The sequence below is a fragment of the Facklamia sp. P12932 genome, assembly GCF_050409545.1.
In the GTDB taxonomy this organism is placed as follows: Bacteria; Bacillota; Bacilli; order Lactobacillales; family Aerococcaceae; genus Facklamia.
This window is the reverse complement of sequence record NZ_JBNUPG010000005.1, coordinates 47,606-63,792: the sequence shown is the minus strand read 5'-3', so window position 1 is coordinate 63,792 and position 16,187 is coordinate 47,606. Positions and strand designations below refer to the sequence as shown.

At 36.9% G+C, this 16,187-nt stretch carries 16 protein-coding genes; all 16 read left to right on the top strand.

The window, feature by feature from the left end; genetic code table 11:
* Nucleotides 1-15: 15 nt before the first annotated feature.
* The 16 genes from mfd to rpsG all read left to right on the top strand — a co-directional run bounded on the left by mfd (nucleotide 16) and on the right by rpsG (nucleotide 16,129).
* Nucleotides 16-3,582: a transcription-repair coupling factor gene (mfd, locus tag ACQV2P_RS03680; RefSeq protein ID WP_428894638.1), complete on the top strand. Its 3,567-nt coding sequence runs from the start codon at nucleotides 16-18 to the stop codon at nucleotides 3,580-3,582.
* Between the two features lie 16 nt (nucleotides 3,583-3,598).
* On the top strand, nucleotides 3,599-3,862 hold the full coding sequence (locus ACQV2P_RS03675; protein WP_428873211.1) for an RNA-binding S4 domain-containing protein: 264 nt from the start codon (nucleotides 3,599-3,601) through the stop codon (nucleotides 3,860-3,862).
* Nucleotides 3,863-3,924: 62 nt separating this feature from the next.
* Nucleotides 3,925-4,308 (top strand): FtsB family cell division protein, encoded by a 384-nt coding sequence (locus ACQV2P_RS03670; RefSeq protein ID WP_428873212.1) that lies wholly within the window; start codon nucleotides 3,925-3,927, stop codon nucleotides 4,306-4,308.
* Between the two features lie 36 nt (nucleotides 4,309-4,344).
* Nucleotides 4,345-4,869 carry a S1 domain-containing RNA-binding protein gene (locus ACQV2P_RS03665; protein WP_428873213.1) on the top strand — a complete coding sequence of 175 codons (525 nt, stop codon included), beginning with the start codon at nucleotides 4,345-4,347 and terminating at the stop codon, nucleotides 4,867-4,869.
* An 82-nt stretch (nucleotides 4,870-4,951) separates the two neighbouring features.
* On the top strand, nucleotides 4,952-6,409 hold the full coding sequence (tilS, locus tag ACQV2P_RS03660) for a tRNA lysidine(34) synthetase TilS (RefSeq protein ID WP_428873214.1): 1,458 nt from the start codon (nucleotides 4,952-4,954) through the stop codon (nucleotides 6,407-6,409).
* A 69-nt stretch (nucleotides 6,410-6,478) separates the two neighbouring features.
* A complete protein-coding gene (gene hpt, locus ACQV2P_RS03655; protein ID WP_428873216.1) occupies nucleotides 6,479-7,021 on the top strand; it encodes a hypoxanthine phosphoribosyltransferase in 543 nt (180 codons plus the stop codon).
* 82 nt (nucleotides 7,022-7,103) lie between these two features.
* Nucleotides 7,104-9,158: an ATP-dependent zinc metalloprotease FtsH gene (gene ftsH, locus ACQV2P_RS03650; protein ID WP_428894637.1), complete on the top strand. Its 2,055-nt coding sequence runs from the start codon at nucleotides 7,104-7,106 to the stop codon at nucleotides 9,156-9,158.
* A 64-nt stretch (nucleotides 9,159-9,222) separates the two neighbouring features.
* Complete coding sequence (gene hslO / locus ACQV2P_RS03645) at nucleotides 9,223-10,098, top strand: Hsp33 family molecular chaperone HslO (RefSeq protein WP_428894636.1); 876 nt, start codon at nucleotides 9,223-9,225, stop codon at nucleotides 10,096-10,098.
* 85 nt (nucleotides 10,099-10,183) lie between these two features.
* Nucleotides 10,184-11,695, top strand: a complete 1,512-nt coding sequence (gene lysS / locus ACQV2P_RS03640; protein WP_428873220.1) for a lysine--tRNA ligase — start codon at nucleotides 10,184-10,186, stop codon at nucleotides 11,693-11,695.
* Between the two features lie 111 nt (nucleotides 11,696-11,806).
* Nucleotides 11,807-12,382 carry a TMEM175 family protein gene (locus ACQV2P_RS03635; RefSeq protein WP_428873222.1) on the top strand — a complete coding sequence of 192 codons (576 nt, stop codon included), beginning with the start codon at nucleotides 11,807-11,809 and terminating at the stop codon, nucleotides 12,380-12,382.
* Between the two features lie 111 nt (nucleotides 12,383-12,493).
* Nucleotides 12,494-12,787, top strand: coding sequence for a GNAT family N-acetyltransferase (locus ACQV2P_RS03630; protein ID WP_428873224.1), 294 nt, complete (start codon nucleotides 12,494-12,496; stop codon nucleotides 12,785-12,787).
* A 199-nt stretch (nucleotides 12,788-12,986) separates the two neighbouring features.
* A complete protein-coding gene (locus ACQV2P_RS03625) occupies nucleotides 12,987-14,078 on the top strand; it encodes a hypothetical protein (protein WP_428894635.1) in 1,092 nt (363 codons plus the stop codon).
* A 136-nt stretch (nucleotides 14,079-14,214) separates the two neighbouring features.
* Complete coding sequence (locus ACQV2P_RS03620) at nucleotides 14,215-14,391, top strand: hypothetical protein (RefSeq protein ID WP_428875351.1); 177 nt, start codon at nucleotides 14,215-14,217, stop codon at nucleotides 14,389-14,391.
* Between the two features lies 1 nt (nucleotide 14,392).
* The gene (locus ACQV2P_RS03615) at nucleotides 14,393-14,815 is read left to right on the top strand and encodes a hypothetical protein (RefSeq protein ID WP_428894634.1); all 423 of its coding nucleotides are present in this window, start codon (nucleotides 14,393-14,395) and stop codon (nucleotides 14,813-14,815) included.
* A gap of 391 nt (nucleotides 14,816-15,206) precedes the next feature.
* The gene (gene rpsL / locus ACQV2P_RS03610) at nucleotides 15,207-15,620 is read left to right on the top strand and encodes a 30S ribosomal protein S12 (RefSeq protein ID WP_258436774.1); all 414 of its coding nucleotides are present in this window, start codon (nucleotides 15,207-15,209) and stop codon (nucleotides 15,618-15,620) included.
* A gap of 38 nt (nucleotides 15,621-15,658) precedes the next feature.
* Nucleotides 15,659-16,129: a 30S ribosomal protein S7 gene (gene rpsG / locus ACQV2P_RS03605; protein WP_090289529.1), complete on the top strand. Its 471-nt coding sequence runs from the start codon at nucleotides 15,659-15,661 to the stop codon at nucleotides 16,127-16,129.
* Nucleotides 16,130-16,187: the final 58 nt, after the last annotated feature.

The window sequence follows — 16,187 nt, the reverse complement described above, 5'->3', positions numbered from 1 at the left end:
ATAAGGAGAGATTTGATGTTAGATAAGTTGCAAACGGCAGCCTTTGATCAAAGTATAAATACTATAAATAAAGCAAATAATTCTAATCTTCCTCATTTAGTGACGGGTCTAGATGGTAGTGGGAAAGCAATATATATCGCTAAACTATATCAAGAGGCTCCGAGTCAAATGATTATACTGGAAAGCAATCCGAATCACTTAATCCAAATGTTTGAAGATCTTTCCAGCTTGCTACCTAATGTCGCTATATATTCTTTTCCTGCGGAAGAGAGTTTGGCGCTAGAATATTCTACAGCTTCTCTAGAAGGTCGGGCGCAAAGAGTAGAATGTTTACAAGCCTTATTGAGTAAAGAGCCTGTTATTGCTTTAACCAATGTGTCTGGTATTCGTAAGCGACTTTCGCCAGTTGAAGATTGGTTAGCCAACCAATTGGAATTGACGATTGGTTATGAGATTGAAAGAGAAGACTTAGAAAATATTTTATTTGAACTAGGTTATCAAAAAGTAGCAATGGTTATGACCCCCGGGGAGTTCTCTGTAAGGGGGAGTATCATTGACTTTTATCCTCTAACCGCTCCCTCTCCTATTCGCTTAGATTTCTTTGATGTGGAACTCGATTCTATCCGTTACTTTGATGCAGAAAGCCAAGTTTCAAAGAAAAACCTTCAAACGATAAAGATTGAACCTGCTACTGATGTGCTATTTACTAAAAAACAACAAGAAAGTATTAAAGAGCAATTGGATGAAGCAATTAAGAAGGCGAGTAAAAAAATCAAAGATGAAGAGATGAAACAAAAGCTAAAGCAATTTATGGGTGAGCAGCTTGAAGGTTTAAACCATAATCAAACACTTGATAAGAGCCAAGCTTTTTTATCTTTTTACGATCCTAAGGGGCATTCCCTTTTGGATTATATGCATGTTTCAGGGCGTTTAGTAGTCAATGAGTTCTCAAAAATTCATCAAGAAGAAATCCAATTAATTGAGCATGATCAATTTTGGTTGGAACAGGAAACCTTAAAGGGTCATCTATTTCCCAATCAACCATTAAAGTTATCAGCATTCGATCAAATTAATCAAAGTAAGCATGCAGTCATCTTCTTTGATTTGATTCAAAAGAGTATGGGCAAGCAGGCATTAGCTAGTATTCATCATTTTTCTTACCGGACAATGAATGCCTTTTATCATCAGATGCCATTAATAAAAGCAGAGATAGATCATTGGTTGAATCAAAATCAAAATATTCAAATTATTGTTGAATCAAAAAAGCGGGCCGAAAAGGTGCGGCAACTATTTGCTGAATATCAAATTGATCCGATACATATCCAAGAACAAGATGATTTTCTGCCAGGCCAGGTAAACCTGCTCATTGGAAACCTAAGCCATGGCTTCGAGTTACCAAATGATAAATGGGTTTTACTGACAGAAAAAGAATTGTTTAATCGTATGAAGAAGAAAGTGATTAAACAACAAAAACTTTCTAATGCTGAGCGAATAAAATCTTATAATGAACTGGAAACTGGCGATTACGTGGTCCATATTAATCATGGGATTGGCCGCTATACTGGAATGGAAACCATGGAAATTGCTGGTTCCCATCGTGATTTACTAGTTATTGAATACCAAAATAACGCCAAAGTGATGGTGCCCATTGACCAATTGCATCTTATTCAAAAATATGTTGCCTCTGGTGAAGCTAAAACACCTAAAATTCATCGTTTAGGTGGTACAGAATGGACGAAAACTAAGCAAAAAGTTTCAAGTAAAATTGAAGATATTGCGGATGAGTTGATTGAACTCTATGCTAAACGTGAAAAAGACAAGGGCTTTGCCTTTAGTGAAGATAGTCCTGAACAGCAAGAGTTCGAAAATGCTTTTCCTTATGTAGAAACGCCTGACCAGCTACAATCAGCTTCAGAAATAAAGAAAGATATGGAAAAAGAAAGACCGATGGATCGTTTATTAATTGGGGATGTTGGTTATGGAAAAACTGAGGTAGCCATGCGAGCCATTTTTAAGGCGGTGATGGATGGTAAGCAAGTAGCCTTCTTGGTGCCAACAACTATATTGGCTCAACAACATTACAATTCATTGATTGAACGATTCGCTGATTATCCATTCAATATCAGGATGCTTAGTCGTTTTGTGACCAAGACTAATCAAAAAGAGACAATCAAAGACTTAAAGGTAGGCGCTTGTCAAATTGTAGTGGGAACTCACCGGATTTTATCGAAAGATATTGAATTTTTAGATTTAGGCTTATTAGTCGTCGATGAGGAACAGCGTTTTGGTGTGAAACATAAAGAGCGATTGAAGCAATTAAGATCGCAAGTGGATGTTTTAACATTAACAGCTACTCCAATACCTCGAACTCTTCATATGTCGATGATTGGAGTGAGAGATTTATCTGTGATTGAAACACCGCCGAGTAATCGTTATCCTGTCCAGACCTATGTAATGGAACGGAATGAAGGGGCCATTAAATCTGCCTTGGAACGTGAGATTGCTCGCGGAGGACAGGCCTTTTATCTTTATAATCGTGTAGCTACTATCTATCATCGTGCAGAAGAACTCGCTCAATTAGTTCCTGAGGCACGTGTTGCGGTTGCTCACGGTCAAATGAGTGAAATTGAATTAGAAAATGTTCTATATGACTTTGTTCAAGGAGACTATGACTTATTAGTGACGACTACTATTATTGAAACGGGAGTCGATATTCCTAATGCCAACACTTTATTTATTGACCATGCAGATAAAATGGGCTTATCCACTCTTTACCAACTAAGAGGAAGAGTGGGGCGAACCAATCGACTCGCTTATGCTTATTTAATGTATGATCCTATGAAGCAATTAAGTGAAGTCAGTGAAAAACGACTGAATGCCATTCGTGAATTCACCGAATTGGGATCTGGTTTTAAAATTGCTATGCGCGACCTTTCAATTCGTGGAGCAGGCAATCTTTTAGGGGCACAACAATCTGGCTTTATCGATTCCATCGGGTTTGATTTATATTCTCAATTATTGAAAGAAGCGGTCGACAAAAAGCAAGGTAAAGAAAACCAGCAGGCAGTATTCAATCAAAGTGATACTGAAATTGACTTAGCCATTGATGCCTATCTACCTGCTAGTTATATTGAAGATGAACGCCAAAAAATTGCAGCTTATAAAGCTATCCAACGAATTGATTCCTTAGATTCTTATCGCGAGGTTCAAGATCAATTAATTGATCGCTACGGTGAATACCCTGACCAAGTAGCTGACTTATTAGATATCGCTTTACTCCGGTATTTAGCTAGTCAAACGGGCATGCTTACTATTAAAAGGCAGCACCAATATGTCGTTTTGACTTTCAGCGAAGAAGCCACACAATTTTTCTATGGCCCTAATATTTATCAAGCCCTGCAGGATGTTCAAGCGAGAGAAACAGTCACTAAACCTAAAGATCGAATGCTGGTTAAATTGACCATTCAAGGAAAAGAGAGTTATGAAATTTTAAGTCTCTTAAAGAAATTATTAGAGCAAGCCTATCAAATTAAGCAAAATTATCAACAGCGTCAAAAAGATTTAAATCATGCACTAAAGTAAAAAGGAGTATTAAAGTATGCGTTTAGATAAATTTTTAAAAATATCGCGAATTATTAAGAGAAGAACCGTAGCTAAAGAAGTAGCAGACCAAGGAAGAGTTCAGATTAATAGTCAAGTTGCTAAATCAAGTTCGACTGTCAAAGTAGATGATGAAATAACCATTACTTTTGGTAACCGTGTAATGACAATAAAAGTAAAAGAATTACAAGAGTCAACTAAAAAAGAAGACGCAGCGAAGATGTATGAATTAATTAGTGAAGAATTCACTAAAATTAATTAAAAACCAAATATTATAGGGTGCATTCTTATTAAATTACTGCTATACTCAAAAATGAGAGAGTGGTGAAAAAATTGAATGAAAAAAATAATCAGTCAGCCAATCGTAAAATCATCCCCTTTGATCAAAGCGCAGGTCATATAAGCCCTTCAAAAAGCAAACAGGAGTCTTTATTAAAGTATATAGCGTTTTCAGTAGGGGTCTTTTTGACTTGTTTATCGCTTTTCTCGCTTCTTCAAGCGCTTCATAAGCAAAGTGAAGTCAACAGTCAATTGGTTCAAGCGGAAGAGAGATTGAATAAGGTTAAAGCGGAAAACAAGCAGGCAGAAAAAGAGTATATTTTATCAAAAGACAAAGATTATATTGCCAAATTGGCCCGCAAAGATTACTTTTTTTCAAAAGATAACGAAATAATCTTCGATCTAAACGAAGAGTCAAGTGAACAGTAAAAAAATTAAAGTATTAATAGGAGGAAAAAGAATTATATGGCGGTAGAAGTAGGACAAAAAGTTACAGGTAAGGTTACAGGAATCAAAAATTTTGGAGCCTTTGTTGCCTTAGATAATAATCAATCAGGATTAGTCCATATAAGTGAAATCTCAGATGGGTTTGTTAATGACATCAACGAAGTATTATCATTGGGAGATGAAGTCACCGTGAAGGTGGTTTCGGTAGCTGATGATGGAAAGATCGGCTTATCAATACGCCAAGCAGTTGATAAACCAGCCAACTCTTATCAAGATAAAAAGAATAATGATGGGTCTACTGCCAAGTATCGTAAACCAAAAGAAGCTGCTCGTCGCAATTTCCATCAAGAATATCCAAAAGTTCCGCAAGGCAAGGGTAACTCTTATCCTAACCAAAATGTTTCTGGTAAATATGCTCAAAAAAACAATGATGATTTCGATCAATTAATGAGTAATTTCTTGAAAGATAGTGAAGATCGTTTAATTTCACTGAAACGTAATACTGAAGGAAAACGAGGCGGACGTGGTGGACGCCGTAGTTAATTGATAAAATATTGCCGACTGCAATAGACTTTAGCCAGTCTATTTGCAGTCTTTATTTTGAACGAGGCAGAGGTGGTAAGCTATGGAAGCAACCTTTCGACAATTTAAGAATAAAGTAGAATCTTGGCCCGGTTGGGAAGAATGCAAAACGATTGTTTTAGCTATTTCTGGAGGCGTTGATTCGATGGTTCTCCTCCATTTAATGATAGAGTTGGTTCAATTAAATGAATATAGGGATCGGCAATTAGTAGTGGCTCATTTTAACCATCGACTAAGATCCCCCGAAACTCATGATAAAGAACAGACCTTAGTTGTAAACACGGCTAAGAGTCATCAATTGGTTTACTTTGTATCTAAGTGGGAGAGTCCAAGCAAGTCAAATATTGAAGCAAATGCTAGACAAGCACGTTATCAATTTCTAGCTGATGTTTTAGATGCTAGTAAAGGGGACTGTTTAATGACCGCCCATCATCTAGACGATGCTGTTGAAACTATGTTTATGCGAATGATTCGAGGGACTTCGTTAAAAGGATTGACGGGAATACGTGATAATTATCAAAGAGTCATGAAAGCTAGTAATAATGAAATTACTGTGACAGCCTTGATGCGTCCTTTAATTAATTTTAGAAAAGCAGAGCTCTATCAATACGCTGAGAACCACCAGATTGTTTACTATGAAGATGAAAGCAATCATGAAACAGAATATTTAAGAAATCGTATTCGCAAGCAGTACTTACCTAAAATTGAACTTGAAAATCCGCAATTTTATCATAATTTATTTGCGATGCAACAACAGCTGACCTCTTCCTACCAAGCACATTATGAGACTTATATGTGTCAAGAACCATTATTATTAGCTAAACTTGAAGACAAGCGTTGGGCCTTTGATGTTAAAAAATGGCGTGAATTGTCTGATGATTTTAGAGAAGTCTTTTTGACCATTTTTTTCGAAGAGCGCTTTATAGAAGTGGCTGGTCAATATGATAAAGAGGCTATCAGTCACTTGCTGGATCAAATTTTAAATACTGAAACACCAAATTACCGCTTTAATTTAGCTCCAGGATGGGTGTCGCGTCGAGAATATGATTACATCTTTATCGAGCCGGAAGAAAGAAAAGCACCAGCTCTTTCTGATTATCGAGTGGACTTATCTACCAATAATAAGTGGTTTAGCCTAGGGAATGGGCTATGGATTGGTCTTTTCAACCGCTCTTTTGTTAATAATCAAATGCGTAAGGCAGTAGATGATTTCTTGGCACTTGACCTATCAGAAGAAGAGAATCCCCCCGCCTTTCATATTCGTCATCGTCAAGACGGGGATTTGATTGAGTTGAAGTCAAGCAAAGGAGCTTATCACAAGAAAATTTCTAGAATCTTAATTGATGAAAAAATCCCTTCATCCGTAAGAGATAAAATTTGGTTAATTGTTAATGACACTAACGAAGTGATTTGGATGATTGGTCATCAGAGTTCCTCTAAGTACCAACCACAAAAACCAGAAAATATTACACATTACCTTTTGATTCAAAAGATGTACTAAAAAGGTGCAAGAAAATAAAGAGTTATGTTAAAATACATTAATACACTTTGAGAAAGAAAAGGAGTCAATATGTTAGAACAAGATGTTTTAAAAGTACTTGTAACAGAAGAAGAATTACGAGCTACTGTCCAACGACTAGGTAAAGAAATTACAGCGAATTACCAAGGGAAAGAAGTGCTGGTAGTAGGTATCTTACGTGGAGCCGCTCTTTTTATGGCAGATTTAATCCGTCAGATGGATTGCTATGTAGAAATTGACTTTATGGATGTTTCAAGTTATGGATCAGCTACAGAGTCTTCTGGTGAAGTCAAAATAATAAAAGACTTGAATAGCAGTGTAGAAGGCAAGGATATCTTAATAGTCGAAGATATTATTGATACTGGAAGAACTTTAAAGTATATCATGGATCTACTAAACTTTCGTAAAGCCAATTCTATCAAAATATGCAGTCTACTAGATAAGGCAGAGCGTCGTATAGAAGCAGATGTCAAAGTAGACTATGTCGGAGTTGAAGTTCCTAATGAGTTTGTAGTAGGATATGGATTAGATTATGATCAAAAATATCGTAATCTACCTTATATTGGGGTCTTAAAAGCTGAAATCTATTCTTAAAATAGTCAGTGAGACTAATTATTTTTATCAAAAGATTAAGTATATTTTTAATCAATAATCGAAGTTAAGGAGAAAGAAACGAATGCAAAAACCTAATCCAAATCGAAATCCCTTTCGAAATCCCTTTCGAAACACCCTCGTTTCTATTTTAATCGGTTTGGCTATTTTAGGCGGCTTTAGTTTAATGACAGATGGTGGATCGTTTTTAAATTCTACTAAAAAGATCACGATATCTGAATTTGTTCAACAACTTGAAGCCGATAAAATTGCTGAATTTGAGATGCAACCGGGAGCAGGAGTTTATCATGTGAAAGGTAAGTATCAACCGATAGAAGCTGAAAACAAAACGAGTGATAAAGCGGTTGAAGTCATCAAAGGTGATAGTAAAACTCAATTGTTTGAGACAGATATCTTACCAAATGATTCGACCATTAGCCAAGTGACTGAATTAGCCAAAGAGAAAAATGTAAAATTTAAATCAATGCCGGAGTCTTCAGCAGGTATTTGGTTAAATTTTTTACCTATCCTACTATTACTGATTCCTAGCTTTTTCTTGATGTATACCATGATGCAAGCTAGTGGTGGTGGCGGAAAGGGTGTCATGAACTTTGGTAAGTCTAAGTCTAAAGATGTCTCAAAACAAAAAGTCAAAGTTAGATTCTCTGACGTTGCCGGTGCCGATGAAGAAAAACAAGAGCTAGTTGAAATTGTTGAGTTTTTAAAAGAGCCTAAGAAGTTTACAGCTCTAGGTGCAAGAATACCAGCTGGAGTGCTTTTAGAAGGACCTCCAGGTACAGGTAAAACCTTACTTGCAAAAGCCGTTGCTGGTGAAGCAGGTGTGCCTTTCTTCTCAATCTCAGGTTCTGAGTTCGTCGAAATGTTTGTTGGAGTGGGAGCTTCACGTGTCCGTGATTTATTTGAAAATGCAAAAAAAGAAGCACCAGCTATTATTTTTATTGACGAGATCGATGCTGTAGGCCGACAAAGAGGAGCAGGTATGGGTGGGGGCCACGATGAACGTGAGCAAACACTTAACCAACTGCTTGTTGAAATGGACGGCTTTGAAGGAAATGAAGGTGTCATTGTTATGGCTGCGACTAACCGTTCAGATGTCTTGGACCCGGCTCTTTTACGTCCTGGGCGCTTTGACCGTCAAATACTAGTAGGCAATCCAGATGTTAAAGGCAGAGAAGCCGTGTTGAAAGTTCACTCTCGTAATAAAAAGTTAGCTTCTGATATTGACTTGAAAGTGATTGCTCAACAAACACCCGGTTTTTCAGGAGCCGATTTAGAAAATCTTTTAAACGAAGCAGCTTTAATTGCAGCCCGCTTTGACCGTAAAGAAATTACAGCGCCTGATTTAGACGAAGCACATGATCGTGTGATTGCAGGACCTGCTAAAAAAGATGCTGTCGTTTCGGAGCGTCAAAGAAAAACGGTTGCTTACCACGAAGCAGGACATACTGTAATTGGTATGGTTTTAAGTGAAGCCCGTACAGTCCATAAGGTGACTATCGTTCCACGTGGTCGTGCAGGTGGCTATGCTATTATGCTTCCTAAAGAAGATCAATACATTGTTACCTATAAAGAATTATTTGAGCAAGTTGTAGGTCTTTTAGGAGGTCGTGCGGCGGAAGAAATTGTCTTTAACCATCAGTCAACAGGAGCCAGTGATGACTTCCGTCAAGCGACAGCTATAGTACGTAGTATGGTGACTCGTTACGGGATGTCTGAAACAATTGGAACCGTTCAATATGAGAGTGATAGCCAACCATTTGCAGGACGTCGCTATGGTACAGAAGACCATACCTCTTATTCTGAGCAAGTGGCTTATGAAATTGATAAGGAAATTCACCGTATTATGAAGGAAGCTTTAATGGAAGCTTATCGTATTATTAATGAGCACCGAGAACAGTTAAATCTGATCGCAGAAAAGCTCTTAGAAGTTGAAACCTTAGATGCTCGCCAAATTAAAGCTCTTTTTGAAACAGGTGAAATGCCTAAATTAGATGAAACGGAAGCAGCAGAAGTTGTGGAAGATCCGTCTGACTTTGAAGAGTCTAAACAAAAATCTTTGGAAGATGACCCTAAAGAAAATTCTAACGAAGATTTGGATTCAAAGGACGAAGTCAAATAGTTAAGTTAAAAGACAGGCCCTCGCCTGTCTTTTATCATCGAATGAAATAGAAAGAAGGGAAAAAATGAAAGGGCAGTTAATCAAAGCATTAGCTTTTGATGATCAAATACGCGTATTTGTAGTAGATGCGACGGACTTAGTTAAGCGAGCACAAGAAAAACATCAAACGTGGCATACGGCTACAGCTGCATTGGGGCGAAGCTTGGTTGCTACAGCTCTCTTGTCAGCCAATCTAAAAGGGGATGACCACCTGCTTGTTCAGATTAAAGGTAATGGTCCTTTAGGATTAATCTCTTGTGATGGCGATACCCAAGGTCGAATTAGAGGGTATGTATCAAATCCGAACGTGGCTTTAGAGTTAAATAGTAAAGGCAAGTTGGATGTAGCGAGAGCGGTTGGGCTTCCTGGTAGTTTGAAGGTCAGTAAATACCTTGCGGATTCAGAAGCTTTTACTGGCCAAGTTGAGCTTATTTCAGGTGAACTGGGCGAAGATTTTACTTACTATATGGCAGTATCGGAACAAACTCCCTCTTCTATTGGCTTGAGTGTGCTTGTCAATCCAGATGAATCAGTTCAATCAGCTGGGGGCTTTATGATTCAAGTTTTACCTGGGACATCTGACGAAGTGATTGATCAACTGGAAACAAGGATTAAGTCGCTTGGTTCGTTGTCAGAGTTAATCGACGGATCAGAAGCGATTACAGATCTTTTGGATTCATTAGTTGGATTGAATAATAGCCGAGTTATTTCGCAGCAACCAGTTGAATTTTATTGTCCATGTAGTAAAGAGCGCTTTCGTAAGTCACTTGCAGTTTTGGATTCTAATATGTTACAGCAAATGATTGACGAGGATAAGGGAGCAGAGGTTATTTGCCAATATTGTAGTGCGACTTATCAATTTAGTGAAGAAGAATTAAAAGCGATCTTAGCTAATCAATAAGATCGCTCTATTATCACCATGACAAACTGAACGACTTCATGTAAAATGAAAGGGACAGTATAAAGAAATAGTGGGAGGAAAGCCAATGTCTGATGTAAAAGATAATCCAGAATTTGAAGAATTAAATGACCAGTTAGTAGTCAGAAGACAAAAGATGCAAGAAATGTCTGAAGCAGGAGTCAATCCTTTTGCTGCAGGATTTGAACGCAGTGACTATTCAAAGGCTTTAATTGAAAAGTATGATCACTTATCCAAAGAAGACTTGCAAGAAAAAGAAGCGATTGAAGTTTCTATTGCTGGCCGTATCGTTTCTAAGCGCGGAAAAGGAAAAGCAGGTTTTGCTCACCTGTTAGACATGAAAGGTAAGTTGCAGATTTATGTTCGCCAGGATCAAGTGGGTGAAGCTGCCTTTACTTGGTGGAACGCTGCCGATTTAGGAGATATTGTGGGGGTTCGCGGTAACTTGTTTAAGACAAAAACAGGGGAACTTTCAGTTAAAGCAAAGGAGTTTATTCCTTTAACAAAAGCTTTAAGACCACTACCTGATAAATTCCATGGTTTGACAAACGTTGAACAGAAATATCGCCAACGTTATTTAGACCTAATTGCCAACGAAGAAAGTTTTGATCGCTTTGTCAACCGTTCAAAGATTATTCGCGAAGTGAGACATTATTTAGACGATTTAGATTATCTAGAGGTTGAAACTCCTGTCTTACATAATCTAGCAGGTGGAGCGTCAGCTAGACCTTTCATTACACATCATAATGCATTAGACATGGAACTATACTTACGGATTGCTTTAGAATTACATTTGAAGCGTTTAGTAATAGGCGGTATGGAAAAAGTATACGAAATCAGTCGTGTCTTCCGTAATGAAGGAATTGATACTACCCATAACCCTGAATTCACTATGATTGAAGTGTATACAGCTTATACAGTTTATACGGATATTATGGACTTAACAGAAGGGTTGATTCGCCATGTTGCCAAGAAAGTCTTAGGGACTGCTATGATTGATTATGATGGTAAAAAGGTAGATTTGGAAACGCCGTGGGCACGTCGCCATATGGTTGATTTAATTAAAGAAGAAACTGGTGTCGATTTCTGGCAAGAGATGACTCTAGAAGAAGCTAAAGCTTTAGCTAAAGAACATCAAGTCCCAGTTGAAGACCACGATTTGTCAGTAGGACATATTATTAATAACTTCTTTGAAGAAAAGGTAGAAGATACATTAGTTCAGCCTACTTTTGTTTATGGACATCCGGTTGAAATTTCACCATTGGCTCGAAAAAACGAAGAGGATCCACGTTTTACCGACCGCTTTGAATTGTTTATTGTTGGTAAAGAATATGCGAATGCCTTTACAGAGTTAACGGATCCAATTGATCAAAGAGAACGTTTTGAAGCTCAAATGGCAGAAAAAGATGCTGGAAATGACGAAGCGCATCCAGTTGACGAAGATTTCTTAGAAGCATTAGAGCACGGAATGCCTCCAACTGGAGGTTTAGGAATTGGTATTGACCGTTTAGTAATGTTATTAACGGATTCACAATCCATTCGTGATGTCCTCTTATTCCCAACATTAAGAAATAATTAAGAATTGAATTGATTAAGAAATTACCACAAACTGGATAGAGATTTGTTTGTGGTGTTTCTTTTGAAATAGTTAAAAATCTAAACCTCTCAACATTAAATAAAGGAGAATACTATGAATACAAGTAGAGCAGAAGCGTTTAGCGATGGAGTTTTAGCAATTGTTATTACTATCATGGTTTTAAAATTACAACCCCCAGCTAGTTTAGACCTAGCTGGATTGAAAGAAATATATCCGACTCTATTAGCCTATATACTAAGTTATGCATATGTGGGGATATACTGGGCCAATCATCATCACTTATTAGCCGTTTTAAAAACAGTCAATGGTAAAATTTTATGGCGTAACTTATTTTGGCTCTTTTTTATGTCTTTGATACCAACTTTCACGGAATGGATGGGCTTAAACCCTTCTGTTAAACTACCAGCCTTTTTTTATGGATTCATCTTACTAATGTGTGCTGTTTCTTATAATATTTTACAAACAGAAATTATTCGGGTGAATGGCAAGGATTCAGATTTAGCTAAAAAGATTGGCAAGGATTTCAAAGGGAAAGGTTCGATTGTTTTTTATATTCTTGCTTTGATTTTTGCTTTTTATCAGCCTCTAATTTCTTATCTAATATATGTGGCGATAGCTTTATTATGGATTATTCCAGATAAGCGACTAGAAAGCACCTTTTATAAATAGTCTTTCATTTATTTCTACGAATTTTTAAATATTGATATGGCAAATCATATTTTTTTAATTTTTGCGATTAATAGGTTATTATAGAATTAACACAATTAAGGAGGGCTAGTAATGGAATTTTTAAGAGAAGATCATGCCATTGTTTTACGTAATGAAGAAAACGAGATGATTGCCGAGATAACTTATCGAGATACTGATGATGAAAAGTTAGTGGTGGCTAACCATACCTTTACTTCAGATAGTCTTAGAGGTCAAGGAATTGCTGGTAAGCTTTTAGATGAGTTAGTAGCAGATATGCAACAGCAAGGTAAAAAAATATATCCCAGTTGTCCATATGTCATTAGAAAATTTGATGAGGAAGCAGAAAAATATAGGCATATAGATGCTCGTAAACACCCAGCTTAACAGTTGCTAATCATATAACCAAAAGTAGTTTCATCTACTTTTGGTTTTTTTAAGGTCTTTAATTAGACAATAAAGCGCTTCCGTGATAACCTTTTAATTAGTAGGTCTATTTCAAATATTTTAATAGTAAGTTGGAAAATACAGTGCTTACGACCTAAGTATTGATTTTATTTACAAAATATAGAAAGGAAGGATCAAGATGAGTTACAGTTTTATTGCAAATTTAAGAGAGTTACAAAGTCAAAAAGATTTGATGCGCCTTTCCCTTTATATGCCTACTAATCGTGGAGGTTTAAATAGGCAAGAAGACCTGATTCAATTTAAAAATCTAATTCAGCAAGTTAAATCTAAGCTGGAAGAAGTTGATAAAGATGAAGCAAATAAGATTTTAAAAGAAATTGAAAGAATTCGAAACGATAAAAATTTTTGGGATCAAACTAAAGAAGGTCTAGCCCTTTTTATCAGTCCTAAAGATGTTGAAGTTGCCTATTTACGTAATGAATTTAAACCTTCGATTCATCTAGGAAATGAATTTTATCTTTTACCTTTATTGGCTTATTATGAGGAACTTCATGAAGTAATCATTGCAGATATATCTAAAGATTCGGTGGACTTTTTTGATGCCAACCAGTTTAATGCCGAAGCCCTTACTCTAGACCCTGCGATTGAAGTGAAAGACTTTTCAGAGATTTATGATGATTTAGACGCTGACTCTCAAGTCAATGTACACTCTTATGGCGGACGTCAAGAGCCTGGTATGCATCATGGACACCGAGCTACTCCAGAAGAAAAAGATCTAGATCGCGCAAAATATTTCAATTACTTGCATAAAAAAATGCAAGAAGTAGCTAAACATTATCACCGGCCAATTTTATTAGCAGGAACAGTTGAGAACATAGGCCATTACCAAAAAGTTAATGAAAACACCGCTATTTATTATGATTCAACAATCGACAAACCCTTCCAATCCCTGGATGCTAAAGCGAAAACCAAACTTTTAAAAGAGACCCTTAGTCAAAATCAGCAAGAATTCGCAAAAGAAAAGATTGATCAAATTGAAAAAGCTCGTAATCAAGGGAAAGTCATTCATGATTTTGAAGAGATTAAAGGGCTGATCCATGAAGGGCGTATCGAAGAATGGGTGATTCAATACTTTACAGACAACTTATTAGATGGAGAGGCTTTAAATCATTGGGTGATCAAAGCCATGGATCAAGGGGTTAAAATTTCTCTCGTTTTGGAAAAAGTTGAAGGGATTAAACAACAGTTTTCTGCTCTTTTAAGGTACTAAAAAAGAGATGAATTTATCCCTTTATAGCAAAAGATTACCAAACATTTTGGGCCATGTAATAGAATGAAAGCGATGCATGATTCCATAGTTATGCATCGCTTTTTAATTGTTTAAATAGATAGAGGAGTGTTTCTATTTGAATCGAAAGACATTGACGATAGCTTTTGCCTATGTGGGAGTAGTAACAGGGACGAGACTGACTTCAGGCCAAGAGCTACTGCAATGTTTTATTAGTTTTGGTTCTGTTGGCCTATTCGGCCTATTCTTGGTAGGGCTCATGCATGCCTTAATGGGTGCTATTGTCCGGAGCTAGTTTGCAGCAGCAATTTAATTTAAATAGCATTTGGGGTAGCGCCTTGTGTGTTCTTTTAGTTTTGATTATTGCATCCTTTGATTTTGAAAAATCCAACAAATTATTGTTTTTTTACGCCGGTCTTAATTATTTTATTATCCTAGTTTTTATCGATACTTTATTTAACTATCGGTTTGATTTTGAAAAGATTGAAGTGATGAGTCAAGAACTCAATCAGCTTTTCCCTTCGATAATTTTGCCTAGCTTAAACTATTTTTCAATGTGTTTTATAACGGGTTTTTCCATGGCAGTTGTTATCAGTGGTGATGCCCTGCGCCTTCAGTTTACTTTCGCTTGTGCGCATCGCCTATCTAGTAAGCAACCCGACAAGTTTTATACCTACTATGTAGCAGTTACTTTAGCGGGGTTTGCTCTAAGTTTTTAGGATTTAAAGAATTAGTTGCTAGCATGCATCCTATTTTAGGCTTTATTTCTGTCAAGGATTGCTCCGCTTTCCTCTTTGACAAAAGTAAAGAATTTGAGGGCTAGACGCTAAGACATAAGCATGCCCATTTAGAAGCACCTTGTGTAACATATGTTTGACAACTCTAGAAAAGTTTTTAAAATATATGCGAAATTTAATTGACGAGGAAAAAACTACATGGTAAGATAATAAAGGTGTTTTTATTGACAGATACCTGAAACTCAGTCGTGCTGACTGCTATAGATTCACCCTGAAGCGCAGTTTTGAAAATTTCAAGCCTGCGGAAAATTTATATTTATAAATGACACACTTGGATGTGTGGACTAAGAAAATAATGGAAGGAGGACTTTTGATGCCAACAATTAATCAATTGGTTAATAAACCTCGTAAATCAAAAGTAAGTAAATCAAATTCACCCGCATTAAACGTAGGTTACAACAGCTTCAAACGTTCTAACACAAAAACAATGTCTCCGCAAAAACGTGGGGTATGTACACGTGTAGGGACTATGACTCCTAAGAAACCGAACTCTGCTTTACGTAAGTATGCCCGTGTTCGTTTATCTAACCTTATGGAAGTAACAGCTTATATTCCAGGTGAAGGCCATAACTTGCAAGAGCACAGTGTGGTACTAATCCGTGGCGGACGTGTGAAAGACTTACCAGGGGTACGTTACCATATCGTTCGTGGAGCGCTGGATACTGCCGGTGTTAATGACCGTAAGCAAAGCCGTTCTAAATACGGTACTAAGAAACCTAAATCATAATTATAACAATCACCGATTTTTCGAAAGGAGGAGTTTAAATGACTCGTAAAGGGAATATTCCTAAACGTGAAGTGTTACCAGATCCAATTTATAATTCTAAAGTAGTAACTCGCACAATCAACCGTTTAATGGTTGACGGTAAGCGAGGTAAAGCATCATCTATTTTATATAGTGCATTTGATGTAATCCGTGAACAAACAGGCCAAGATCCAATGGAGGTTTTCGAACAAGCCATTGAAAACATCATGCCATTATTAGAAGTTAAAGCTCGTCGTGTTGGGGGTTCTAACTATCAAGTACCAGTTGAAGTAAGACCTGAGCGTCGTTATACTTTAGCGATTCGTTGGTTAGTGACATATTCTCGTTTACGTGGTGAAAAAACCATGGAACAACGTCTAGCACGTGAAATTATGGATGCAGCAAACAATACAGGTGCTTCTGTACGTAAGCGTGAAGATATGCATAAAATGGCAGAAGCTAACAAAGCCTTTGCGCATTATCGCTGGTAAGATTTATAATGGTATTGTTAACTTAGTGATTCTTTGTTAACAGATAATGATTCAAAAA